The following is a 17,040-nucleotide window of genomic DNA, read 5'->3' on the forward strand; positions in this document are numbered from 1 at the left end:
GGTGCCGCGCCGTGAGCCCTCAATGAGCCGCAGATGAAAGGAGCTTCACCGAGCCCCCGCGTCTCACTCCGGCAGCCGGTACCCCATCCCGCGCACCGTCTCAACGCGCTGCGAGCCCAGCTTCTTGCGCAGCGCGCGGACGTACACGTCGACGATGTTCGAGCCCGGGTCGAAGTCGTACCCCCACACGTGGGAGAGGATCTGCTCCCGCGAGAGCACCTGCCCCGGATGGCGCAGGAACAGCTCCAGAAGCACGAACTCACGCGCCGTCAGGTCCACCGTCCGCTCCGCCGACCGCGCCCTGCGGGTCCGCAGGTCCAGCGTGAGCTCCCCGCTGCGCAGCACCGTCACCTCCGGCGCCCCGGCCGCCGTGCGCAGCCGCAGCCGCACCCGGGCGAGGAGCTCCTCGAAGCGGAACGGCTTGGTCATCCAGTCGTCGGCGCCGCCCTCCAGGCCCGCCACCGTGTCCCGCACCGAGTCCCGCGCGGTCAGCACGATGACGGGCGTGGTCACGCGGGCCTCGCGCAGTTGGCGCAGGACCGTGAAGCCGTCCTTGCCGGGCAGCCCGATGTCCAGGACGATCAGGTCGAAGCCGCCGGTCAGGGCGTAGTCGTGGGCACTCTCGCCGTCGGCGACCACGGTGGTCGTGAAGCCGTTGGCGCGCAGTCCCTTCTCGACGAAGGAGGCGATGCGCTCCTCGTCCTCGACGATCAGTATGCGGTTCACTGCTGCGCCGTCCCTTCCGGCTGTCCCTGCGGTAGTACGAGTACGAAGGTGGCGCCGCCGCCTTCCGTGGGGCGCAGCTCGACGCGCCCGCCGTGGCCCTCGGCGATGGCCTTCACGATGGCGAGGCCGAGGCCCGCCCCGGTCGCGCGGGAGCCGCGGCGCGCGGTGCCGCGCCGGAACCGCTCGAAGATGACCGCGGCGTCCTGCGCCTGCACGCCGGGCCCGCTGTCGGCGACGTACAGCTCGATGTGTCCCGCGTGCAGCCGTGAGCCGATGCCCACCCGCCGGCCGGGGACGGTGTGCTGGACGGCGTTCTGGGCCAGCTGCACCATCGCCTGGGTGATGCGCTGGGCGTCGAGGACGGACTCGGTGTCGGCGACCTCGGCGAGGCGCCAGTCGCGCTCGCCGAGCGCCCGCGCCTTGACGAAGACGTCCGCGGTCAGCTCGGCGAGCTGCACCGGCTCCGGGGTGACGAAGTCGGGCCGCTCGGCCTTGGCGAGCAGCAGCAGGTCCTCGACGATGCGGCTCATCCGGTCCAGCTCCTCCGTCACGATGCGGACGGTCTCCTCGCGTTCGCCGGGACTGTCGCCCATCAGCTCCAGATGGCCGCGGACGATGGTGATGGGGGTGCGCAGCTCGTGGCCCGCGTCGTCGACGAACTCGCGCTGGGCGGCGAAGGCCCGCTCCAGGCGGTCCAGCATGCCGTTGAACGTCTCGGCGAGGGCCGCGATGTCGTCCCGGCCCTGGACGGGGATGCGGCGGGTCAGGTCCTGCTCGGTGAGCTGCGCCGCGGTCGTCCGCACCAGCCGCACCGGTTTGAGGATGCGGCCCGCGACCGCCCAGCCGATGCCCGTCGTCATCAGGAGCGCCACGCCGGAGATGGCGAGGAGCATGGTGAACACGTCGGTGGCCTTGGCCTGTTCGCCCTCCGGGTGGAAGGCCACGACGAACGCGGCGGCCGGGTGGCCGCCGCTCGCCCCGATCTCCACCTTCGCCCAGCGGACCTCGCCGCGGTCGCGGTGGAGCGTGCCGGTCGCGTCGGGGGAGTCGAAGACGGCCTTCAGCGCGGCGGGGTCCTCGGCCAGCGGATGGTCGATCCGCGGCTCGCGGGCCTGCTCCTTCTTGGCGGGCGCCCTGCCGGAGCGGCCGACCAGGCCGAGGAGTTCCTCGTCGGGGTCGGCGTACTGCCGCGACAGGAAGAGCCGCAGGAGCGGGTCGGGGTCGGTGAACCTCTCGCCGGTGTGCGGGTCGACGCCCTCACGCGCGAGATTGGTGAACTCACCGGTCTCCTGGGCGAGGAGCCGGTCGATGCGGTGGTCGACGTCGCGGAGCAGGACCGAACGGGTGGTGGCCGCCACCGCGGTGAGCGCGACGGCCATCACGACGAGCAGCCACAGCAGGATGCGGACACGGGCGGATATCCAGTGGCGCCGGGGCTCAGCCGTCGTCGCCGGGGCCGTCATCGTCGTTGTCACCCCGGCTGTCGTCGCCGCCGTCGTCGTCGGAGTCGTCGCTGCCTCTGCCGCTGCCGTTGCCTCTGCCGTTGCCGCTGTCATCGTTTGAGGGATTCTCACTCACCGGTGGCGGGGACACCTTCTCGTCGCTCGGGGTGGGCCGGGGGGAGGCCGGCGCCGAGGACGGAGAGCCGCTCTCCAGCTCCACCTTGGGCGGGGCCTTGGGCTGCTCGGGGTTGTCCGTCAGGGCGTAGCTGGTCGCGGCGATGCCGAGCGGGATCGCGACGACGGCGGCCAGGGCGGCCATGCGGTGGGAGAAGACCATGACAGCGAGGGTGGCCGACGTACCGCGCCGCCAGGATGAGGCGCGGATGAAGAAACCCTCATGGAGTGCCCGGGGACGGAGTGCCCAGGAACGGAGCGCCCGGGAACGGAATGCCCGGGAGCCGAGTGCCTAGGAGTCGAGGCCGATCGCGAAGGCGGCTTCCAGGTCGTGCTGCGAGTACGTGCGGAACGCCACGTGCGTGTCCGTGCCCTCGACACCGGGGATCTTGCTGATCCGGCCGGGGATGATGTCCGCCAGATCGTCGTGGCGCGGCACCCGCACCATCGCGATCAGGTCGTACGTACCGGTCACGGAGAAGACCTCGCTGACGGAGTCGAGCGCGGCGATCGACTCGGCGATCTCCGGAATCCGGTCCACGCTGGTCTTGATGAGCACGATCGCGGTGATCACGGCTGGCTGTCTCCCTCGGTGGCCGGTGCGCTGGCTTGCATCTGCACTCTAGTCCTCCGGACACTCCACCCCCACGCGAAGAGGAAGCCGAGCGAGAAGCCCACCAGGTGGGCCAGATAGGCCACCCCCGTGCCCTTGCCGTCCTGCCCGGCCGCCAGCCACTGCAGCGCCACCCAGAACGGCAGCACCACCCACGCGGGGAAGCGCAGCGGCAGGAAGAAGAGGAACGGGAAGAGGCTGGTGACGCGCGCCTCAGGGAAGAGATACAGGAAAGCACCGAGGACGGCGGAGATCGCCCCGGACGCCCCCACGAGCGTCTGGTCGGAGCCCGCGTGCGCGGCCGCGTACGCGAGCAGGGCGAGGTATCCGCAGCAGATGTAGAAGAGCGCGTACAGGAGGTGCCCCATGCGTTCCTCGACCATGGCCCCGAACACGTACAGGAACAGCATGTTCCCGAGCAGATGAAGCCAGCTTCCGTGCACGAACAGGGCGGTGAACGGTCCGAGTGCGGCACGCGGGGCGCCGCTGAACAGTTCGACGGGGACCACGCCCCACCGCTCGAAGTAGACCTGCTGCGCGCCGAGCAGCTCGTCACCGCTGCCGTAGGAGGGGTTGAACCCGGACCCCGGGGAGATCAGGAAGACCGCGCAGCAGACGGCGATCAGTCCGTACGTCACCGGAGCGGACTCTCCCCTGAGCAGCCGGCCCGCCTTCATGCCCCATGCGTGGATCATGAACAGAGCATGACGTAATGCCAGGAAACCGTACAGACCGCCTCGCCGCCGCGACGTGCCCCTTACAGGCCTTAGGGTTACGGGCAATACGCACCACGTAAATCGAGGGAAAGCAGCCACGATGACGGTTCCCCTGCCGACCGCCACCACCCGGTGGCGCTGCACGCTGTGCGGCAACCTCACGCGTTTCGACGTGACCCGCACCTCCAAGGTCGTCGAGTATGTGCATCTCGACCTGGCCGGAGAGGCGAACGTCGAGGAACGCGAGGTGGTCAGTGAGAGCATCGAGTCCGTGCGCTGCCGCTGGTGCAACGCGGTGGATCAGGTGGAACTCGTGGACAGGCCGGGCACCGGCTCCTGAGGGAGCGGGACCCGCACAGCTAGTGGGGTGACGGATGGTGGAGAGCGCAGGCGGGGAGCCGGACGACGGCACCGCTGAGGTGCTCGACCGTCCGCTGCCCGACGGGGTGCGCCGGCGGGTCGTGCAGATCGTCTCGGACGGCTTCGGCGGCCTCACCCTGGCCGAACTGCCCGCCCAGCTGCGGCAGTACGCGCGCTTCACGCCCACCCGGCGCGCGAAGTTCGCGGCCAACGCCATGGCGGCGGCACTGGAGAACGACACCCTCTTCCGGCAGCGCATCGGCGAACGCCTCAGGGAGGTCCAGCCCGAGCTCGCCGGCGCCCTGGACGCGGGCTCGCCGCCCCCCGCCGCCGACCCCCTCGACGTGGCCGCGGCGGCCTACGTGCTGCGCCCCACCGGCTGGGTGAAGCTGGTCACCGCCGCGGGCGAGGAGGCCCAGCGGGCCGACGCCGAGCGGGTCGACGACGAGACGCGGGCCGAGCTTGAACGGCTGCGCGAGGAGCTCGCCGCGGCCCGCGGCCAGACCAGGGCGGACACCGAGCGGCTGCGCACCGAGCTCGAATCGGCGCGCAAGGAAGCCGAGTCGATGCACCGCAAGCTGCGCGGAGCGCTCAGCGACGTGAAGCGCGGTGAGGCCGCGCTGCGCAAGGCCGCCGCCGAGATCGAGGCCGTGCGCGCCGAGGGCCAGGCGCAGGTGTCCGCCGCCGAGAGCGAGACCCGGCGGCTCAAGGCGCGGCTCGGCGAGACGGAGGCCGCCCTGGAGGCCAGCCGCAGGGCGGCCCGCGAGGGGCGCAGCGTCGAGGACATGCGGCTGCGGCTGCTGCTCGACACCGTCCTGGACGCGGCCCAGGGGCTGCGGCGCGAGCTGGCGCTGCCGCCCGTGTCCGTGCGGCCCGCGGAGACCGTGGACGCCGTCGAGCCGGGCCGGATGTCGCCCAAGGACATCGCCGCCCGCGCGCTCTCCGAGAACGACCCGGCGATCCTGGACCAGCTGCTCGCCCTGCCGCAGGCCCATCTGGTCGTCGACGGCTACAACGTCACCAAGACGGGTTACCCGACCATGCCGCTGGACAAGCAGCGGCTGCGGCTCCTCGGCTCGCTCTCGCAGCTCGCCCTGCAGTCGGGCGCCGAGGTCACCTGCGTCTTCGACGGCGCGGAGCTGGCCGCGCCCGTGCTGCTCGCGCCGCCGCGCGGGGTGCGGGTGCTGTTCTCCAAGCCCGGTGTCACCGCGGACGAGTTGATCCGTCAGCTGGTGCGCGCGGAGCCGCCGGGGCGGCCCGTGGTCGTCGTCTCGACCGACCGCGAGGTGGCCGACGGGATCGCGAAGGCGGGGGCGCGGCCAGTGGCTTCGGCGGTGCTTCTGAAGAGGCTTTCGCGCGGCTAAGTGGTGCTCGGTCAACTCCTGGGTCCTATGCCCGAATTGAGGGGCTCCCTTACGCGACGTAGCGTCAGAAGATCATCACTGACCGTGCGTCATCGGTAAAGAATGTTCCCCGCGGCCGTTTTTTCGCCGGTGGGATTTGAATGATCACAAGATGGTCACTAGGGTCTCGCCTCGAACCCCCGCTCGGTTGATCACCCATCCGGGGTGGCGGCGGTGGTACCCGCCGACCGCGTCCCGGTAGGCGGCCGGAGGATGAAGGAGCCGCCCGCGTGGCGTCCCACCGTCGACCCAAGCAGCCGAGCCGCACCCGCGTGACCGTGCTCACCGCAACCGCCGCCGCTGCCGTGGCCCTCACCTCGCAGGGCGCCGCCCAGGCCGCGCCGAAGCCGAGCAAGGACGAGGTCAAGTCCAAGGTCGACAAGCTCTACGAAGACGCGGAGCGGGCCACCGACAAGTACAACGGGGCCAAGGAGAAGCAGGAGAAGCTCGAGAAGCAGATCGGCGATCTCCAGGACAAGGTCGCCCGCGGCCAGGAGGAGCTCAACGACCTGCGCGACGGCCTCGGTTCGATGGCCAGCGCCCAGTACCGCTCCGGCGGCATCGACCCCTCCCTGCAGCTCTTCCTCTCCTCCGACCCGGACAACTACCTGGAGAAGGCCTCCACGCTGGACCAGCTGAGCAGCCAGCAGGTCGACTCTCTCCAGAAGATCCAGAAGAAGCAGCGGGACCTCGCGCAGCAGCGCAAGGAGGCCGCGGGCAAGCTCGACGACCTCGCCGCCACCCGCACCGAGCTCGGCAAGAAGAAGAAGGAAGTCCAGGGCAAGCTCGGCGAGGCGCAGAAGCTCCTCAACACGCTGACCGCCAAGGAGAAGGCGGCCATGGCCGCCAAGGAGGAGCAGCGCGCGAGCCGCTCCGCCGACAAGCGCGCCGACCTCGGCGACGAGGCGCCCGCCTCCGGCCGCGGCGCCGCCGCCCTGAGCGCCGCCGCCACCCAGCTCGGCAAGCCCTACGTCTCCGGCGGCACAGGACCCAACTCCTACGACTGCTCCGGGCTCACCCAGTGGGCGTACGCGCAGGCCGGTGTCTCCATCACCCGGACCACGTACACGCAGCAGAACGACGGCACGAGGATCGGCCGCAACGAGCTCAAGCCCGGCGACCTGGTCTTCTTCAACAACCTCGCGCACGTCGGCTTCTACGCCGGCAACGGCCAGGTGCTGCACGCCCCGAAGCCCGGCGCCGTGGTCCGCTACGAGTCGATGTCGTACCTCGGCACCTTCCAGTTCGGCGTCCGCGTCTGAGCAGTGACGGCTGCCGACACCGCCCGAACGGGCGAATTCCGGTAACTCCCGCTGACCCCACGCCCCGTTGATGACCTGCGTCTGAAGCGGGGCGTCGGGCTGTCCGCCCCTTTCCTCACCCGGCCGGGTCTTTGGCACCGCGTGTCCGCACGGCTACTGTCGGCGCGCATTCCCCCGGGACAGCCGGGGGTTCGTCAGCGGAAGGGAGAGCGGCTTCCCGTGGGGTTCCATCGCCGTCCCGCACAGCCCGGTCTCGACCGGAGCACGCGCGTAACCGTCCTTTCAGCGGCAGCGGTCACCGCGGCGGCGGCCCTCGCCGCCGCGCCCGCAGGCGCCGCGCCGCAGGACAAGCCGTCCGACACGCGCGCCAAGGTGGACCGGCTGTACGAGCAGGCCGAGCAGGCGACCGAGCTGTACAACAAGGCCGACGAACGCGCCGACAAGCTGCGCGCACAGGTCGGCCGGGCCAAGGACAGCGTCGCGCGCGGCCAGGAGCGCATCAACCGGATGCGCGGCGCGCTCGGTGCGCTCGCCGGCGCGCAGTACCGCTCCGGCGGCATCGACCCCTCGCTGGCCCTGCTGCTCTCCTCCGACCCGGACGGCTACCTCGAAAGGGCCTCGGTTCTGGACCGCGTCACCGCCCGGCAGGCGGGCGAACTCGCCGACCTGCAGCGGGCCCAGCGCGGCCTCACCCAGGAACGCGCCGAGGCGGGCCGCAAACTGGCCGAGCTGGAGAAGAGCCGCGCCACCGTCGCCCGTCACAAGCGCACCGTCGAGCAGAAGCTGGCCAAGGCCCGACGGCTGCTCAACTCGCTGTCCGGCGACGAGCGCGACGCGTACGACAGGTCCTCGCGCACCGGCGGACGCGCCGCCGGGATGCCCGAGCTCGGGGGCGCCCCGGGCTCCTCGCGGGCCGCCGCCGCGATCGCCGCCGCCCGCTCCGCGATCGGCCGCCCCTACGTGTGGGGCGCCAACGGACCCTCCGGATTCGACTGTTCGGGCCTCATGCAGTGGTCGTACGCCAAGGCCGGCGTCGGCCTGCCGCGCACCTCGCAGGCCCAGCGGTACGCCGGACGCCAGGTGTCCCTGTCCGAGGCGCAGCCCGGCGACCTGGTCGCCTACCGCGACGACGCCAGCCACATCGGGATGTACGTGGGCAACGGCCAGGTGGTGCACGCCCCGTACCCCGGGGCGCCGGTCCGCTACGACCCCGTCGGCATGATGCCGGTGTCGTCCGTGACCCGGATCTGACCGGCGGCCCGCCACCCGCACACCGTACGATCGGGAAGGTGGCTGGTCACAGGCGTGGGTCGTGGATGGTGGCGCTGTGTTTCGCGCTCTGCCTCGCTCTGCTGGCCGGATGCGGCGGCGATCCGGTGCCGGACACCGCGGCCGGCGAGGTGCGCGGGCTCCTGGAGCGGCGGGCGCGGGCCCTCCTGGACGGCGACGAGAAGGCGTACGACAGGACCGAGCGGCCCGCGAAGGGCGCGAAAGACCTCTTCGAGAACGTCGACGACGTCCCGCTGGAGTCCTGGGCGTACCGCCTGACCGGCCTCGACCGCACCGGTGCCGAGGCCACGGCGACCGCCGAACTCCACTACCGCGTCAAGGGCTACGACCGCGCGCCGGTCACCGCCGAGCGCACGCTGTCGCTGGAGCGCAGGGACGGCCGGTGGTACGTCACCGCCGAACGGCCCGCGAAGAAGTCCGGCGAGCAGCTCTGGGACCAGGGGCGCGTGACGGCCGAACGCGGCAGGCGCAGCCTCGTCCTCGGCGTCGGGCAGAGCCCGGCCGAGCTGCGCGCCCACCGTGAGCTCGCCGACCGGGCGGTGCCCGTGGTGCGGGACGCCTGGCCGGGCGAGTGGCCGGAGCGGGTCGTCGTCCTCGTGCCCCGCTCCCTGGACGGCATGGCGGGGCTGCTCGGGGCGCCCGCCTCCGGGTACCGGGGGATCGCGGCGGTCACCACCGGTGAGACGGGCGGGTCGGGGCGGGCGCCCGCCGACCGGATCATCGTCAACCCCGAGGCGTACGGCGTCCTCGGCGACTTCGGCAAGCAGGTCGTCCTCACCCACGAGGCGGCCCACGTCGCGACGCGCGCGCAGACTTCGACGGCCACCCCGCTCTGGCTCTCCGAGGGCTTCGCCGACTGGGTGGCGTACCGCGAGACGGGGCGTACCCCGGCGCAGGCCGCGCCGGAACTGCGGCGCGCGGTGCAGCGCGGGCAGCTGCCGGGCGCGCTCCCCGAGGACAAGGACTTCGGCTTCGGAGGGGACGCCGCGAAGCTCGCCGGGGCGTACGAAGGCGCGTGGCTGGCCTGCCGGATGATCGCGGAGCAGTGGGGCGAGCGGAGACTGACGGACTTCTACCGGGCGGTGGGGGACCACGAGAAGCGGGCGGGCGCGGTCGAGGACGCGCTGTCGGACGTCCTGGACACGACGCCCGAGGACTTCACGGCGCGCTGGCGCACGTATCTGCGTGCGGAGCTCGGCTGACCTGCCCGGGCATCGGCCGCGGCCCGCGGCGCGGTTCGGACACCGTCTCCCGCCACAGATTCCGGCAGGCCAGCAGGGCCGCCGTGACCAGCAGACCATTGCGTGCGAGGAGCAGGGACACGCCCAGCGGGTCGCTGGCCACCACGTGCGAGAACCACACGGGGAACTCCAGGAACGTCACGAACGTGGCCGCGAGCACCAGACGCGCGGGTGCCTCCATGCGGCTGGCCCGGAACGCCAGGCAGACGGCGGCGATCCCGACCAGCCAGAGCATGTACTGCGGACTGATCACCCGGCTCGTGGTGGTGAAGAGCAGCACGGCCACGAAGGCGGCGTCCGCGGGCGTGCTCGCCGACCAGGCACGGGCGCGCAGCCGCCACACCAGGAGCCAGCAGAAGGCCGCCGCCGACAGGCCCTGCGCCACCGTGCTCACCAGTGGAACGTATGGACCGAGGAATTCCACCGAGCCGTAGTTGAGCCGCACGTCCCCCTCCCAGCCGGCGTACCGTCCGATGTGGAAGACGAGGGCGCCGAGCGACTCCACCTCCGTGCCGCGGTCGCGCTGGAAGGTGAGGAACGCGAGCGCGCCCGGCATCGCCACCAGGAACCCCAGCGTGAGGACGACGGCCGTACCCGCGGCGGCGCTCCACGACCGCCGGGTCGCCCGCCCGCGCGGGGCGCCGACGAGCAGCAGCACCGGCCACACCTTGAGCAGCGCGCCGAACCCCGCGAGCGCCCCCATGATCCGCGGCCGCCGCGCCCCGGCGAGCAGCGCGGCGACCGCGACGGCGGCCACCATCACGTCGTAGCGGGCGTACACAGTGGGCCCGAGCAGCGCCACGCCCACGACCCACGTCCAGGCGCCCCGCGGCGACTTGCCGGGCCGCCGCCCCGCGTACAGGAGCAGCGCGCACACCGCCGCGTCGCAGAGCAGGGCGATGACGAAGAAGGCCGAGGCGTAGTCGAGGAAGGGCAGCAGCGCGGGGGAGAGGATCGCGAGGGCGGCGGCGGGCGGGTACTGCCAGGTGACGTCGTCGAGCGGGAAGGTGCCGGTGCGCAGCACCTCGTACCAGCCCTGGTAGATGACGGAGACGTCGCTGGTCACGTCCGGGCCCGGGGCCGTCAGCACGCGGAGGACGCAGAGCAGCAGCACGGTCCTGGTCAGGACCCAGACGGTCAGGATGCGTGCCATGAGTGCCTCGCCCCTTTTTCACACACTTCGTTGTGATTCGGGGACATGATGCCGGGCGGTGCCGGGGGAGGGCGAAGAGGCTGGGCCGTTCGGCACGGGCGGCGGCTTGCGGCACGGCCCGCGGCTTTCGGTACTGTCGTGCGCGATGCACAAGACCCTGATCGTCACGAACGACTTCCCGCCCAGGCCCGGTGGCATCCAGGCGTTCCTGCACAACATGGCGCTGCGCCTGGACCCCGAGCAGCTCGTCGTCTACGCCTCCACCTGGAAGCGCGGCCGCGAGGGCGCGGAGGCGACGGCCGCCTTCGACGCCGAGCAGCCCTTCAAGGTCGTACGCGACCCCACGACGATGCTCCTGCCGACCCCGCGCGCCACCCGCCGCGCGGTCTCGCTCCTGCGCGAACACGGCTGTACGTCGGTGTGGTTCGGGGCAGCCGCCCCGCTGGGTCTCATGGCGCCCGCGCTGCGGAAGGCCGGGGCGGAGCGGCTCGTCGCCACGACGCACGGACACGAGGCCGGCTGGGCCCAGCTGCCCGCGTCCCGCCAACTCCTGCGCCGGATCGGCGAGTCGACGGACACGATCACCTATCTCGGTGAGTACACGCGCTCGCGGATCGCCGCCGCGCTGACGCCCGCGGCGGCCGGGCGGATGGTCCAACTGCCGCCCGGCGTCGACGAGAAGACGTTCCACCCGGGGTCCGGCGGCGACGCGGTGCGGGATCGGCTCGGGCTGACCGGTCGGCCCGTGGTGGTCTGCGTCTCCCGGCTCGTGCCGCGCAAGGGCCAGGACACGCTGATCCTCGCCATGCCGAGGATTCTCTCCTCGGAGCCGGAGGCGGTGCTCCTGATCGTGGGCGGCGGGCCGTACGAGAACGACCTGCGCAAGCTCGCGGCCGAGACGGGTGTCGCGGACTCCGTCCGCTTCACGGGGGCGGTTCCCTGGGCGGAACTGCCCGCCCACTACGGCGCGGGGGACGTCTTCGCCATGCCCTGCCGGACCCGGCGCGGGGGCCTCGACGTGGAGGGCCTCGGCATCGTCTACCTGGAGGCGTCCGCGACGGGGCTTCCCGTCGTCGCCGGTGACTCCGGCGGGGCGCCGGACGCGGTGCTCGACGGCGAGACGGGCTGGGTCGTCCGGGGCGGTGCTCCTGAGGAGGCGGCGGATCGGATCACCGCCCTGCTGGCGGACGCGGAGTTGCGGGCCCGCATGGGGGAGCGGGGCCGCGCCTGGGTCGAGGAACGGTGGCGCTGGGACCTCTTGGCAGAACGCCTCAAGGAGCTCTTGTAGCGCCTACGCGTCTGCCTCGGAAGCTCGCTCGGCGGCTGACGGCTGTCCTGGGCTGATCGCGCAGTTCCCCGCGCCCCTACCGCCCAGGGGGCTGCCACTGGCGGTTCGCCGGCGTCTGACGGCCTGTCTTGGGCTGATCGCGCAGTTCCCCGCGCCCCTATCGCCCAGGGGGCTGCCACTGGCGGTTCGCCGGCGTCTGACGGCCTGTCTTGGGCTGATCGCGCAGTTCCCCGCGCCCCTGGAAAGCCGGGCTGCGCCCGCCTTCAGGGGCGCGGGTGCAGGGAGGAGCGGGGCGCAGCCCGCTTCAGGGGCGCGGGGAACTGCGCGAGCAACCACAAGAGACCGGGAGCCGCCCGACAAGACACGCAGCCACGGCGAGTGGGCGCAGCAACCGCAGGAGACCGCGCGCCGCGCGTCAAGGGCGCCCCGCCACGGCGAGTGGGCGCAGCAGCCACAAGAGACCGGGAGCCGCGAGGCAAGGGCGCCCCGCCACGGCGAGTGGGCGCAGCAGCCACAAGAGACCGGGCGCCGCGAGGCAAGGGCGCCCCCCACGGCGAGTGGGCGCCTCCGCCCACGCTACCCGCGGTAAATCGCTTCGATCTCGTCCGCGTAATCCTTCGCCACCACGTTCCGCTTCAGCTTCAGCGACGGCGTCAGGTGGCCCGACTCCTCCGTGAACTGGGAGCCGAGGACCCGGAACTTGCGTACGGACTCCGCCTTGGAGACCGCCGCGTTGCCGTCGTCCACCGCGCTCTGGATCGCCGCGAGGAGGTCCGCGTCGTCACGGAGAGAGGTCGCTGTCGAACCGGTGGGCTTCCCGTGTTCCGCGGCCCACCGGCCGAGGAACTCGTCGTCGACCGTGACCAGCGCGCCCACGAAGGGGCGGCCGTCGCCGACGACCATGCACTCGGCGACCAGGGCGTGCGCGCGGATGCGGTCCTCGATCACGGCGGGGGCGACGTTCTTGCCGCCCGCGGTGACGATGATCTCCTTCTTGCGGCCGGTGATGCGCAGGTAGCCGTCCTCGTCGAGCGTGCCGATGTCACCGGTGTGGAACCAGCCGTCGGCGAGCGCCTCTTCGGTGGCTCCCTCGTTGTTCCAGTACTCCTTGAACAGGTGCTCGCCGTGGAGCAGGACTTCGCCGTCGTCGGCGATGCGGACGACCGAGCCGGGCAGCGGCTGGCCGACCGTGCCGATCTTCTGGCGGTCCCACGGGTTGAAGGCGGTGGCCGCGCAGGATTCGGTGAGGCCGTACCCCTCCAGGACCGTGAAGCCGATGCCGCGGAAGAAGTGGCCGAGGCGCTCGCCGAGCGGGGCGCCGCCGGAGATCGCGTACTCGCCGCGGCCGCCGAGGACCGCGCGCAGCTTGCTGAAGACCAGCTTGTCGAAGATCTTGTGCTTGATTTTCAGGCCGAGGGACGGGCCCGAGGGGGTGTCGAGCGCGCGGCTGTAGGCGATCGCCGTGTCCGCGGCCTTGTCGAAGATCTTGCCCTTGCCGTCGGCCTGCGCCTTGGCGCGCGCCGAGTTGTAGACCTTCTCGAAGACGCGCGGGACGCCCAGGACCATGGTCGGCCGGAAGGAGGCCAGCTCGTCGGTGAGGTTCTTGACGTCCGGCGCGTGGCCGAGCTTGATCGGAGCCATCAGCGCGGCGACCTCGACGAGCCGTCCGAAGACGTGCGCGACGGGCAGGAAGAGGAGGACCGAGCACTCGCCCGTACGGAAGAGGGGCTTGAGGCGCTCCACCACGTTGCCGCACTCCGCGAAGAAGCTGCGGTGGGTGAGGACGCAGCCCTTGGGGCGGCCCGTGGTGCCGGAGGTGTAGACGATGGTGGCCGGGTCGTCGGCGCCGGCGACCGCGCCGCGCTCGTCGACGGTGGCGTCCGGGACGTCGGCGCCGGTGCGGTGCAGCTCCTCGACGCTGCCCTTGTCGATCTGCCAGACGTGGTCGAGGGCGGGCAGCCGGTCGCGCACGGACTCGACGGCGGCGGCGTGCACGTCCAGCTCGACGACGCAGGCCACGGCGCCGGAGTCGCCCAGTATCCACTGGATCTGCTCGGCGGAACTCGTCTCGTACACGGGGACGGTGACCGCGCCCGCGCTCCAGATGGCGAAGTCGAAGAGCGTCCACTCGTACCGGGTGCGGGACATCAGGCCGACGCGGTCGCCGGGGCGCACCCCGGCGGCGATCAGACCCTTGGCGGTGGCACGCACGTCGGCGAGGAAAGCCTTGGCGGTGACGTCCTGCCAGCGGCCGTCGACCTTGCGGCCGATGACGGCGACATCCGGGTGCTGCGCGGCATTTCTACGGACGATGTCGGTCAGATTGCCGTCCGCAGGGACCTCGTACAGGGCCGGAAGGCTGAACTCGCGCAAGACTGCTGCTCCTACATAGGGCGCCGGCGCCACGACGTTGTGTGCTGCGACGGTGCGGTCCAAGATCGGGCAGGTGCTCAGTCGAGTGAGGGCTGAGCACTACTGGACTGCCCGGACGTTACCCATCGGTATGGCTGGTTCGGTAGGGGGGCAGGGCCAGATGTTCGGTGCGTCACACGTCGTTCTGGTCTGAATCGCACAGTACGCCACGGTCTTCCTGACTCGGAAGTAACCGCAGGTCGCACACTGTCAAGAGCCCCTACCGCCCGTCGGGCGACCGTCCTAGGGTGATCGGCATGCCAGCTTTCCGGGTCAATGTGGTCAGTGACGTGCACGGCAACGCGGAGGCCCTCGCCCGCGCGGGAGACGGCGCGGACGCGCTCGTCTGCCTCGGCGACCTCGTGCTCTTCCTCGACTACGCCGACCACTCGCGCGGCATCTTCCCCGACCTCTTCGGTGCGGCGAACGCGACGCGGCTCGTGGAACTGCGCACCGCACGCCGCTTCGAGGAGGCCAGGGAATTCGGCCGGAAACTGTGGGGAACCATCGGCAGCGACCGGGCCACGGCGATCGAGTACGCCGTCCGGAAGCAGTACGCCGAAATGTTCGCGGCCTTCCCCACCCCGACCTACGCCACCTACGGCAATGTCGACATCCCGACCCTGTGGCCCGAGTACGCGCGCCCCGGCACCACCGTCCTCGACGGCGAGCGGATCGAGATCGGCGGCCGCGTCTTCGGCTTCGTCGGCGGCGGCCTGCGCACCCCGATGCGCACCCCCTACGAGATCAGCGACGAGGAGTACGCCGCGAAGATCGAGGCCGTCGGCGAGGTCGACGTCCTGTGCACCCACATCCCGCCGGACGTGCCCGAGCTCCTCTACGACACCGTCGCGCGCCGCTTCGAACGGGGCAGCCGGGCGCTGCTCGATGCGATCCGCAGGACCCGGCCGAAATACGCCCTCTTCGGCCACGTCCACCAGCCGCTGGTCCGGCGCGTGCGCGTCGGCGCCACGGAGTGCGTGAACGTGGGGCACTTCGCGGGGTCGTCCACGCCCTGGGCCCTGGAGTGGTGACGACACGGCGCGCGGTAGCCTTCACGCGGTACACACCACCTGATCCCGGACCGCATCTGGAGGAGCCACAGCGATGGCGGAACACACCAGCTCGAGCATCACGATCGAGGCGGCACCGGCCGAGGTCATGGGAGTGATCGCCGACTTCGCTCGCTACCCGGACTGGACGGGGGAGGTGAAGGAGGCCGAGGTGCTCGCCACCGACGAGCAGGGCCGCGCCCAGCAGGTCCGCCTCGTCATGGACGCGGGCGCGATCAAGGACGACCAGACGCTCGGATACACCTGGACCGGCGACAACGAGGTCAGCTGGACCCTCGTCAAGTCCCAGATGCTGCGTGCGCTGGACGGCTCGTACCTCCTGAAGCCCGTCGGCACCGGCACCGAGGTCACCTACCAGCTCACCGTCGACGTCAAGATCCCCATGCTCGGCATGATCAAGCGCAAGGCCGAGAAGGTTATCATCGACCGCGCCCTTGCGGGCCTGAAGAAGCGCGTGGAGTCCAAGGAGTCCTGAGCTTTCGCAGGCGCGGGGGGAGCGGGGCGCAGCCCCAGCTTCCAGGGGCGCGGGGAACTGCGCGAGCAACCACCCACAACCGTCCGCCGCGAAAGAAGCACGCTCCCCGCGGCGAGTGGGCGCCCCCGCGCCCCCGCGCCCCCGCAACGCGCTGACGTACGGTTCACCCCTATGCGCACCCTCCTCGTCACCGGCCCCGGCGGCTCCGGCCGGACCACCGTCGCCGCCGCCACCGCGCTCGCCGCGGCGCGCGCCGGCCACCGGGTCCTCGTGCTCTCCGCCGACCGTGCCGACACCCTCGGCACGGCGCTCGGCGCATCGGCCGCGCACCCCGGGCTCACCACCCGGCGGCTCGACCCCGACGACCGCTTCCGGGACGACCTGCTGGCCTTGCAGGAACGTGCCGCCTCCGCCCTCGACCTGCTCGGCGCCGAGCGGCTGGACGGCGAGGAGCTGACCCCGCTGCCCGGGGCCGAGGAACTTGCCCTGCTGCGCGCCCTGCGCGACGCCGCCCGCGACGACACGTACGACACCGTGGTCGTCGACCTGCCGCCCACCCCGAAGGCCCTCGCGGCCCTCGCACTCCCCGAGCAGCTCCGCCGCTACCTGCGCAGGCTGCTCCCGCCCGAGCGGCAGGCGGCCCGCGCCCTGCGCCCCATGCTCGGCCGCCTCGCGGGCGTCCCCATGCCGGCCGCCTGGCTGTACGAGACCGCGGCCCGCGGCGAGGACGAACTCGCCGCCGTCCAGCACGTGATCGAGGCCCCCACCACCACCGTCCGCCTGGTCGCCGAACCGGGCCCCGCGGGCGCCGACGCCGTGCGCACGGCCGCCACGGGCCTGGCCCTCCAGGGCCTGCGCACCGACCTCCTGATCGCCAACCGGGTCCTCCCGGACGCCGGCTCCGACCCCTGGCTGGCCGGACTCTGCGCCCAGCAGCACAAGACGCTGGCCGAGTGGGAGTCGGCGTACGACCGTGTCGGCGGGGTCCGCAGGGTCCCGCACCTCGGCCGCGACCCCCGCGGCGCCGACGACCTCACCGCCCTCGGTCTGACCGCGCCCGCGCCCGCCCCCGACCGGATCGTCTGGCCCGTCACCGAGGCATCCGCAGACCCCGCCGACCCCGCCGACGCCGAAGGCGGCCACCGCTACGTGTGGCACATCCCGCTGCCCGGCGTCGCACGCGACGAACTCGGCCTCGTCCGGCGCGGCGACGAACTCGTCCTCACCGCGGGCCCCTTCCGCCGCATCGTCCCCCTGCCCTCCGCGCTGCGCCGCTGCACCGTCGAGGGGGCCGGGCTGCGCGAGGACGAACTGCGGGTGCGGTTCGCGCCCGACCCGGACCTGTGGCCGCGCCGCGGCTGATCCTTGCGTCCGGACGGTGAACGCCCTACCGCCGTTCGGGTAACGTCGAG

Annotated in this window: 16 protein-coding genes; 9 read left to right on the top strand and 7 right to left on the bottom strand. The window is 72.2% G+C overall.

All coding sequences use genetic code 11. The features are described from left to right. Window positions 1-63: 63 nt before the first annotated feature. The 5 genes from AB0N81_RS07100 to AB0N81_RS07120 all read right to left on the bottom strand — a co-directional run bounded on the left by AB0N81_RS07100 (window position 64) and on the right by AB0N81_RS07120 (window position 3,650). Window positions 64-726, bottom strand: a complete 663-nt coding sequence (locus tag AB0N81_RS07100) for a response regulator transcription factor (RefSeq protein ID WP_365356421.1) — start codon at window positions 724-726, stop codon at window positions 64-66. Beyond that, window positions 723-2,189, bottom strand: a complete 1,467-nt coding sequence (locus AB0N81_RS07105; RefSeq protein ID WP_365356423.1) for a HAMP domain-containing sensor histidine kinase — start codon at window positions 2,187-2,189, stop codon at window positions 723-725. Before AB0N81_RS07105 ends, AB0N81_RS07100 begins: the two co-directional genes overlap by 4 nt. After that, a complete protein-coding gene (locus AB0N81_RS07110) occupies window positions 2,164-2,505 on the bottom strand; it encodes a small secreted hydrophilic protein (RefSeq protein WP_365356425.1) in 342 nt (113 codons plus the stop codon). The genes AB0N81_RS07105 and AB0N81_RS07110 overlap by 26 nt, the downstream gene beginning before the upstream one ends. Before the next feature lie 129 nt (window positions 2,506-2,634). Continuing rightward, on the bottom strand, window positions 2,635-2,916 hold the full coding sequence (locus AB0N81_RS07115) for an Lrp/AsnC ligand binding domain-containing protein (protein WP_365356427.1): 282 nt from the start codon (window positions 2,914-2,916) through the stop codon (window positions 2,635-2,637). Continuing rightward, complete coding sequence (locus tag AB0N81_RS07120) at window positions 2,913-3,650, bottom strand: rhomboid family intramembrane serine protease (RefSeq protein WP_365356429.1); 738 nt, start codon at window positions 3,648-3,650, stop codon at window positions 2,913-2,915. The genes AB0N81_RS07115 and AB0N81_RS07120 overlap by 4 nt, the downstream gene beginning before the upstream one ends. Window positions 3,651-3,771: 121 nt before the next feature. On the opposite strand from AB0N81_RS07120, the gene AB0N81_RS07125 reads away from it, so the two are divergent. From AB0N81_RS07125 to AB0N81_RS07145, 5 genes are all read left to right on the top strand, one after another. Continuing rightward, window positions 3,772-4,011: a hypothetical protein gene (locus AB0N81_RS07125; RefSeq protein WP_362997643.1), complete on the top strand. Its 240-nt coding sequence runs from the start codon at window positions 3,772-3,774 to the stop codon at window positions 4,009-4,011. A 34-nt stretch (window positions 4,012-4,045) separates the two neighbouring features. Continuing rightward, on the top strand, window positions 4,046-5,395 hold the full coding sequence (locus tag AB0N81_RS07130) for an NYN domain-containing protein (protein WP_365356430.1): 1,350 nt from the start codon (window positions 4,046-4,048) through the stop codon (window positions 5,393-5,395). A gap of 269 nt (window positions 5,396-5,664) precedes the next feature. Continuing rightward, entirely contained in the window at window positions 5,665-6,696 is a 1,032-nt protein-coding gene (locus AB0N81_RS07135; protein ID WP_365356432.1) for an NlpC/P60 family protein, read from the top strand. Between the two features lie 219 nt (window positions 6,697-6,915). Beyond that, window positions 6,916-7,947 (top strand): NlpC/P60 family protein, encoded by a 1,032-nt coding sequence (locus AB0N81_RS07140; RefSeq protein WP_365356433.1) that lies wholly within the window; start codon window positions 6,916-6,918, stop codon window positions 7,945-7,947. A gap of 65 nt (window positions 7,948-8,012) precedes the next feature. Further along, window positions 8,013-9,188, top strand: a complete 1,176-nt coding sequence (locus AB0N81_RS07145) for a hypothetical protein (RefSeq protein ID WP_365356995.1) — start codon at window positions 8,013-8,015, stop codon at window positions 9,186-9,188. Here the strand turns inward: AB0N81_RS07145 and AB0N81_RS07150 are convergent. After that, entirely contained in the window at window positions 9,145-10,380 is a 1,236-nt protein-coding gene (locus AB0N81_RS07150) for a glycosyltransferase family 87 protein (RefSeq protein ID WP_365356434.1), read from the bottom strand. The genes AB0N81_RS07145 and AB0N81_RS07150 overlap by 44 nt on opposite strands. Before the next feature lie 145 nt (window positions 10,381-10,525). On the opposite strand from AB0N81_RS07150, the gene AB0N81_RS07155 reads away from it, so the two are divergent. After that, a complete protein-coding gene (locus AB0N81_RS07155; protein WP_365356436.1) occupies window positions 10,526-11,668 on the top strand; it encodes a glycosyltransferase family 4 protein in 1,143 nt (380 codons plus the stop codon). A 576-nt stretch (window positions 11,669-12,244) separates the two neighbouring features. On the opposite strand, the gene AB0N81_RS07160 is transcribed toward AB0N81_RS07155, so the two are convergent. Beyond that, complete coding sequence (locus AB0N81_RS07160; protein WP_365356437.1) at window positions 12,245-14,041, bottom strand: AMP-dependent synthetase/ligase; 1,797 nt, start codon at window positions 14,039-14,041, stop codon at window positions 12,245-12,247. 296 nt (window positions 14,042-14,337) lie between these two features. Between AB0N81_RS07160 and AB0N81_RS07165 the strand changes: the two genes are divergently transcribed. The 3 genes from AB0N81_RS07165 (at window position 14,338) to AB0N81_RS07175 (ending at window position 16,990) form a co-directional block, all read left to right on the top strand. Continuing rightward, window positions 14,338-15,114 (top strand): metallophosphoesterase, encoded by a 777-nt coding sequence (locus tag AB0N81_RS07165; protein WP_365356439.1) that lies wholly within the window; start codon window positions 14,338-14,340, stop codon window positions 15,112-15,114. A 73-nt stretch (window positions 15,115-15,187) separates the two neighbouring features. Then, window positions 15,188-15,628, top strand: coding sequence for an SRPBCC family protein (locus AB0N81_RS07170; RefSeq protein WP_365356440.1), 441 nt, complete (start codon window positions 15,188-15,190; stop codon window positions 15,626-15,628). Window positions 15,629-15,799: 171 nt separating this feature from the next. Further along, window positions 15,800-16,990 (top strand): ArsA-related P-loop ATPase, encoded by a 1,191-nt coding sequence (locus AB0N81_RS07175; protein WP_365356441.1) that lies wholly within the window; start codon window positions 15,800-15,802, stop codon window positions 16,988-16,990. Window positions 16,991-17,040 lie beyond the last annotated feature (50 nt).

This window comes from Streptomyces sp. NPDC093510, from assembly GCF_040683555.1.
In the GTDB taxonomy this organism is placed as follows: Bacteria; Actinomycetota; Actinomycetes; order Streptomycetales; family Streptomycetaceae; genus Streptomyces.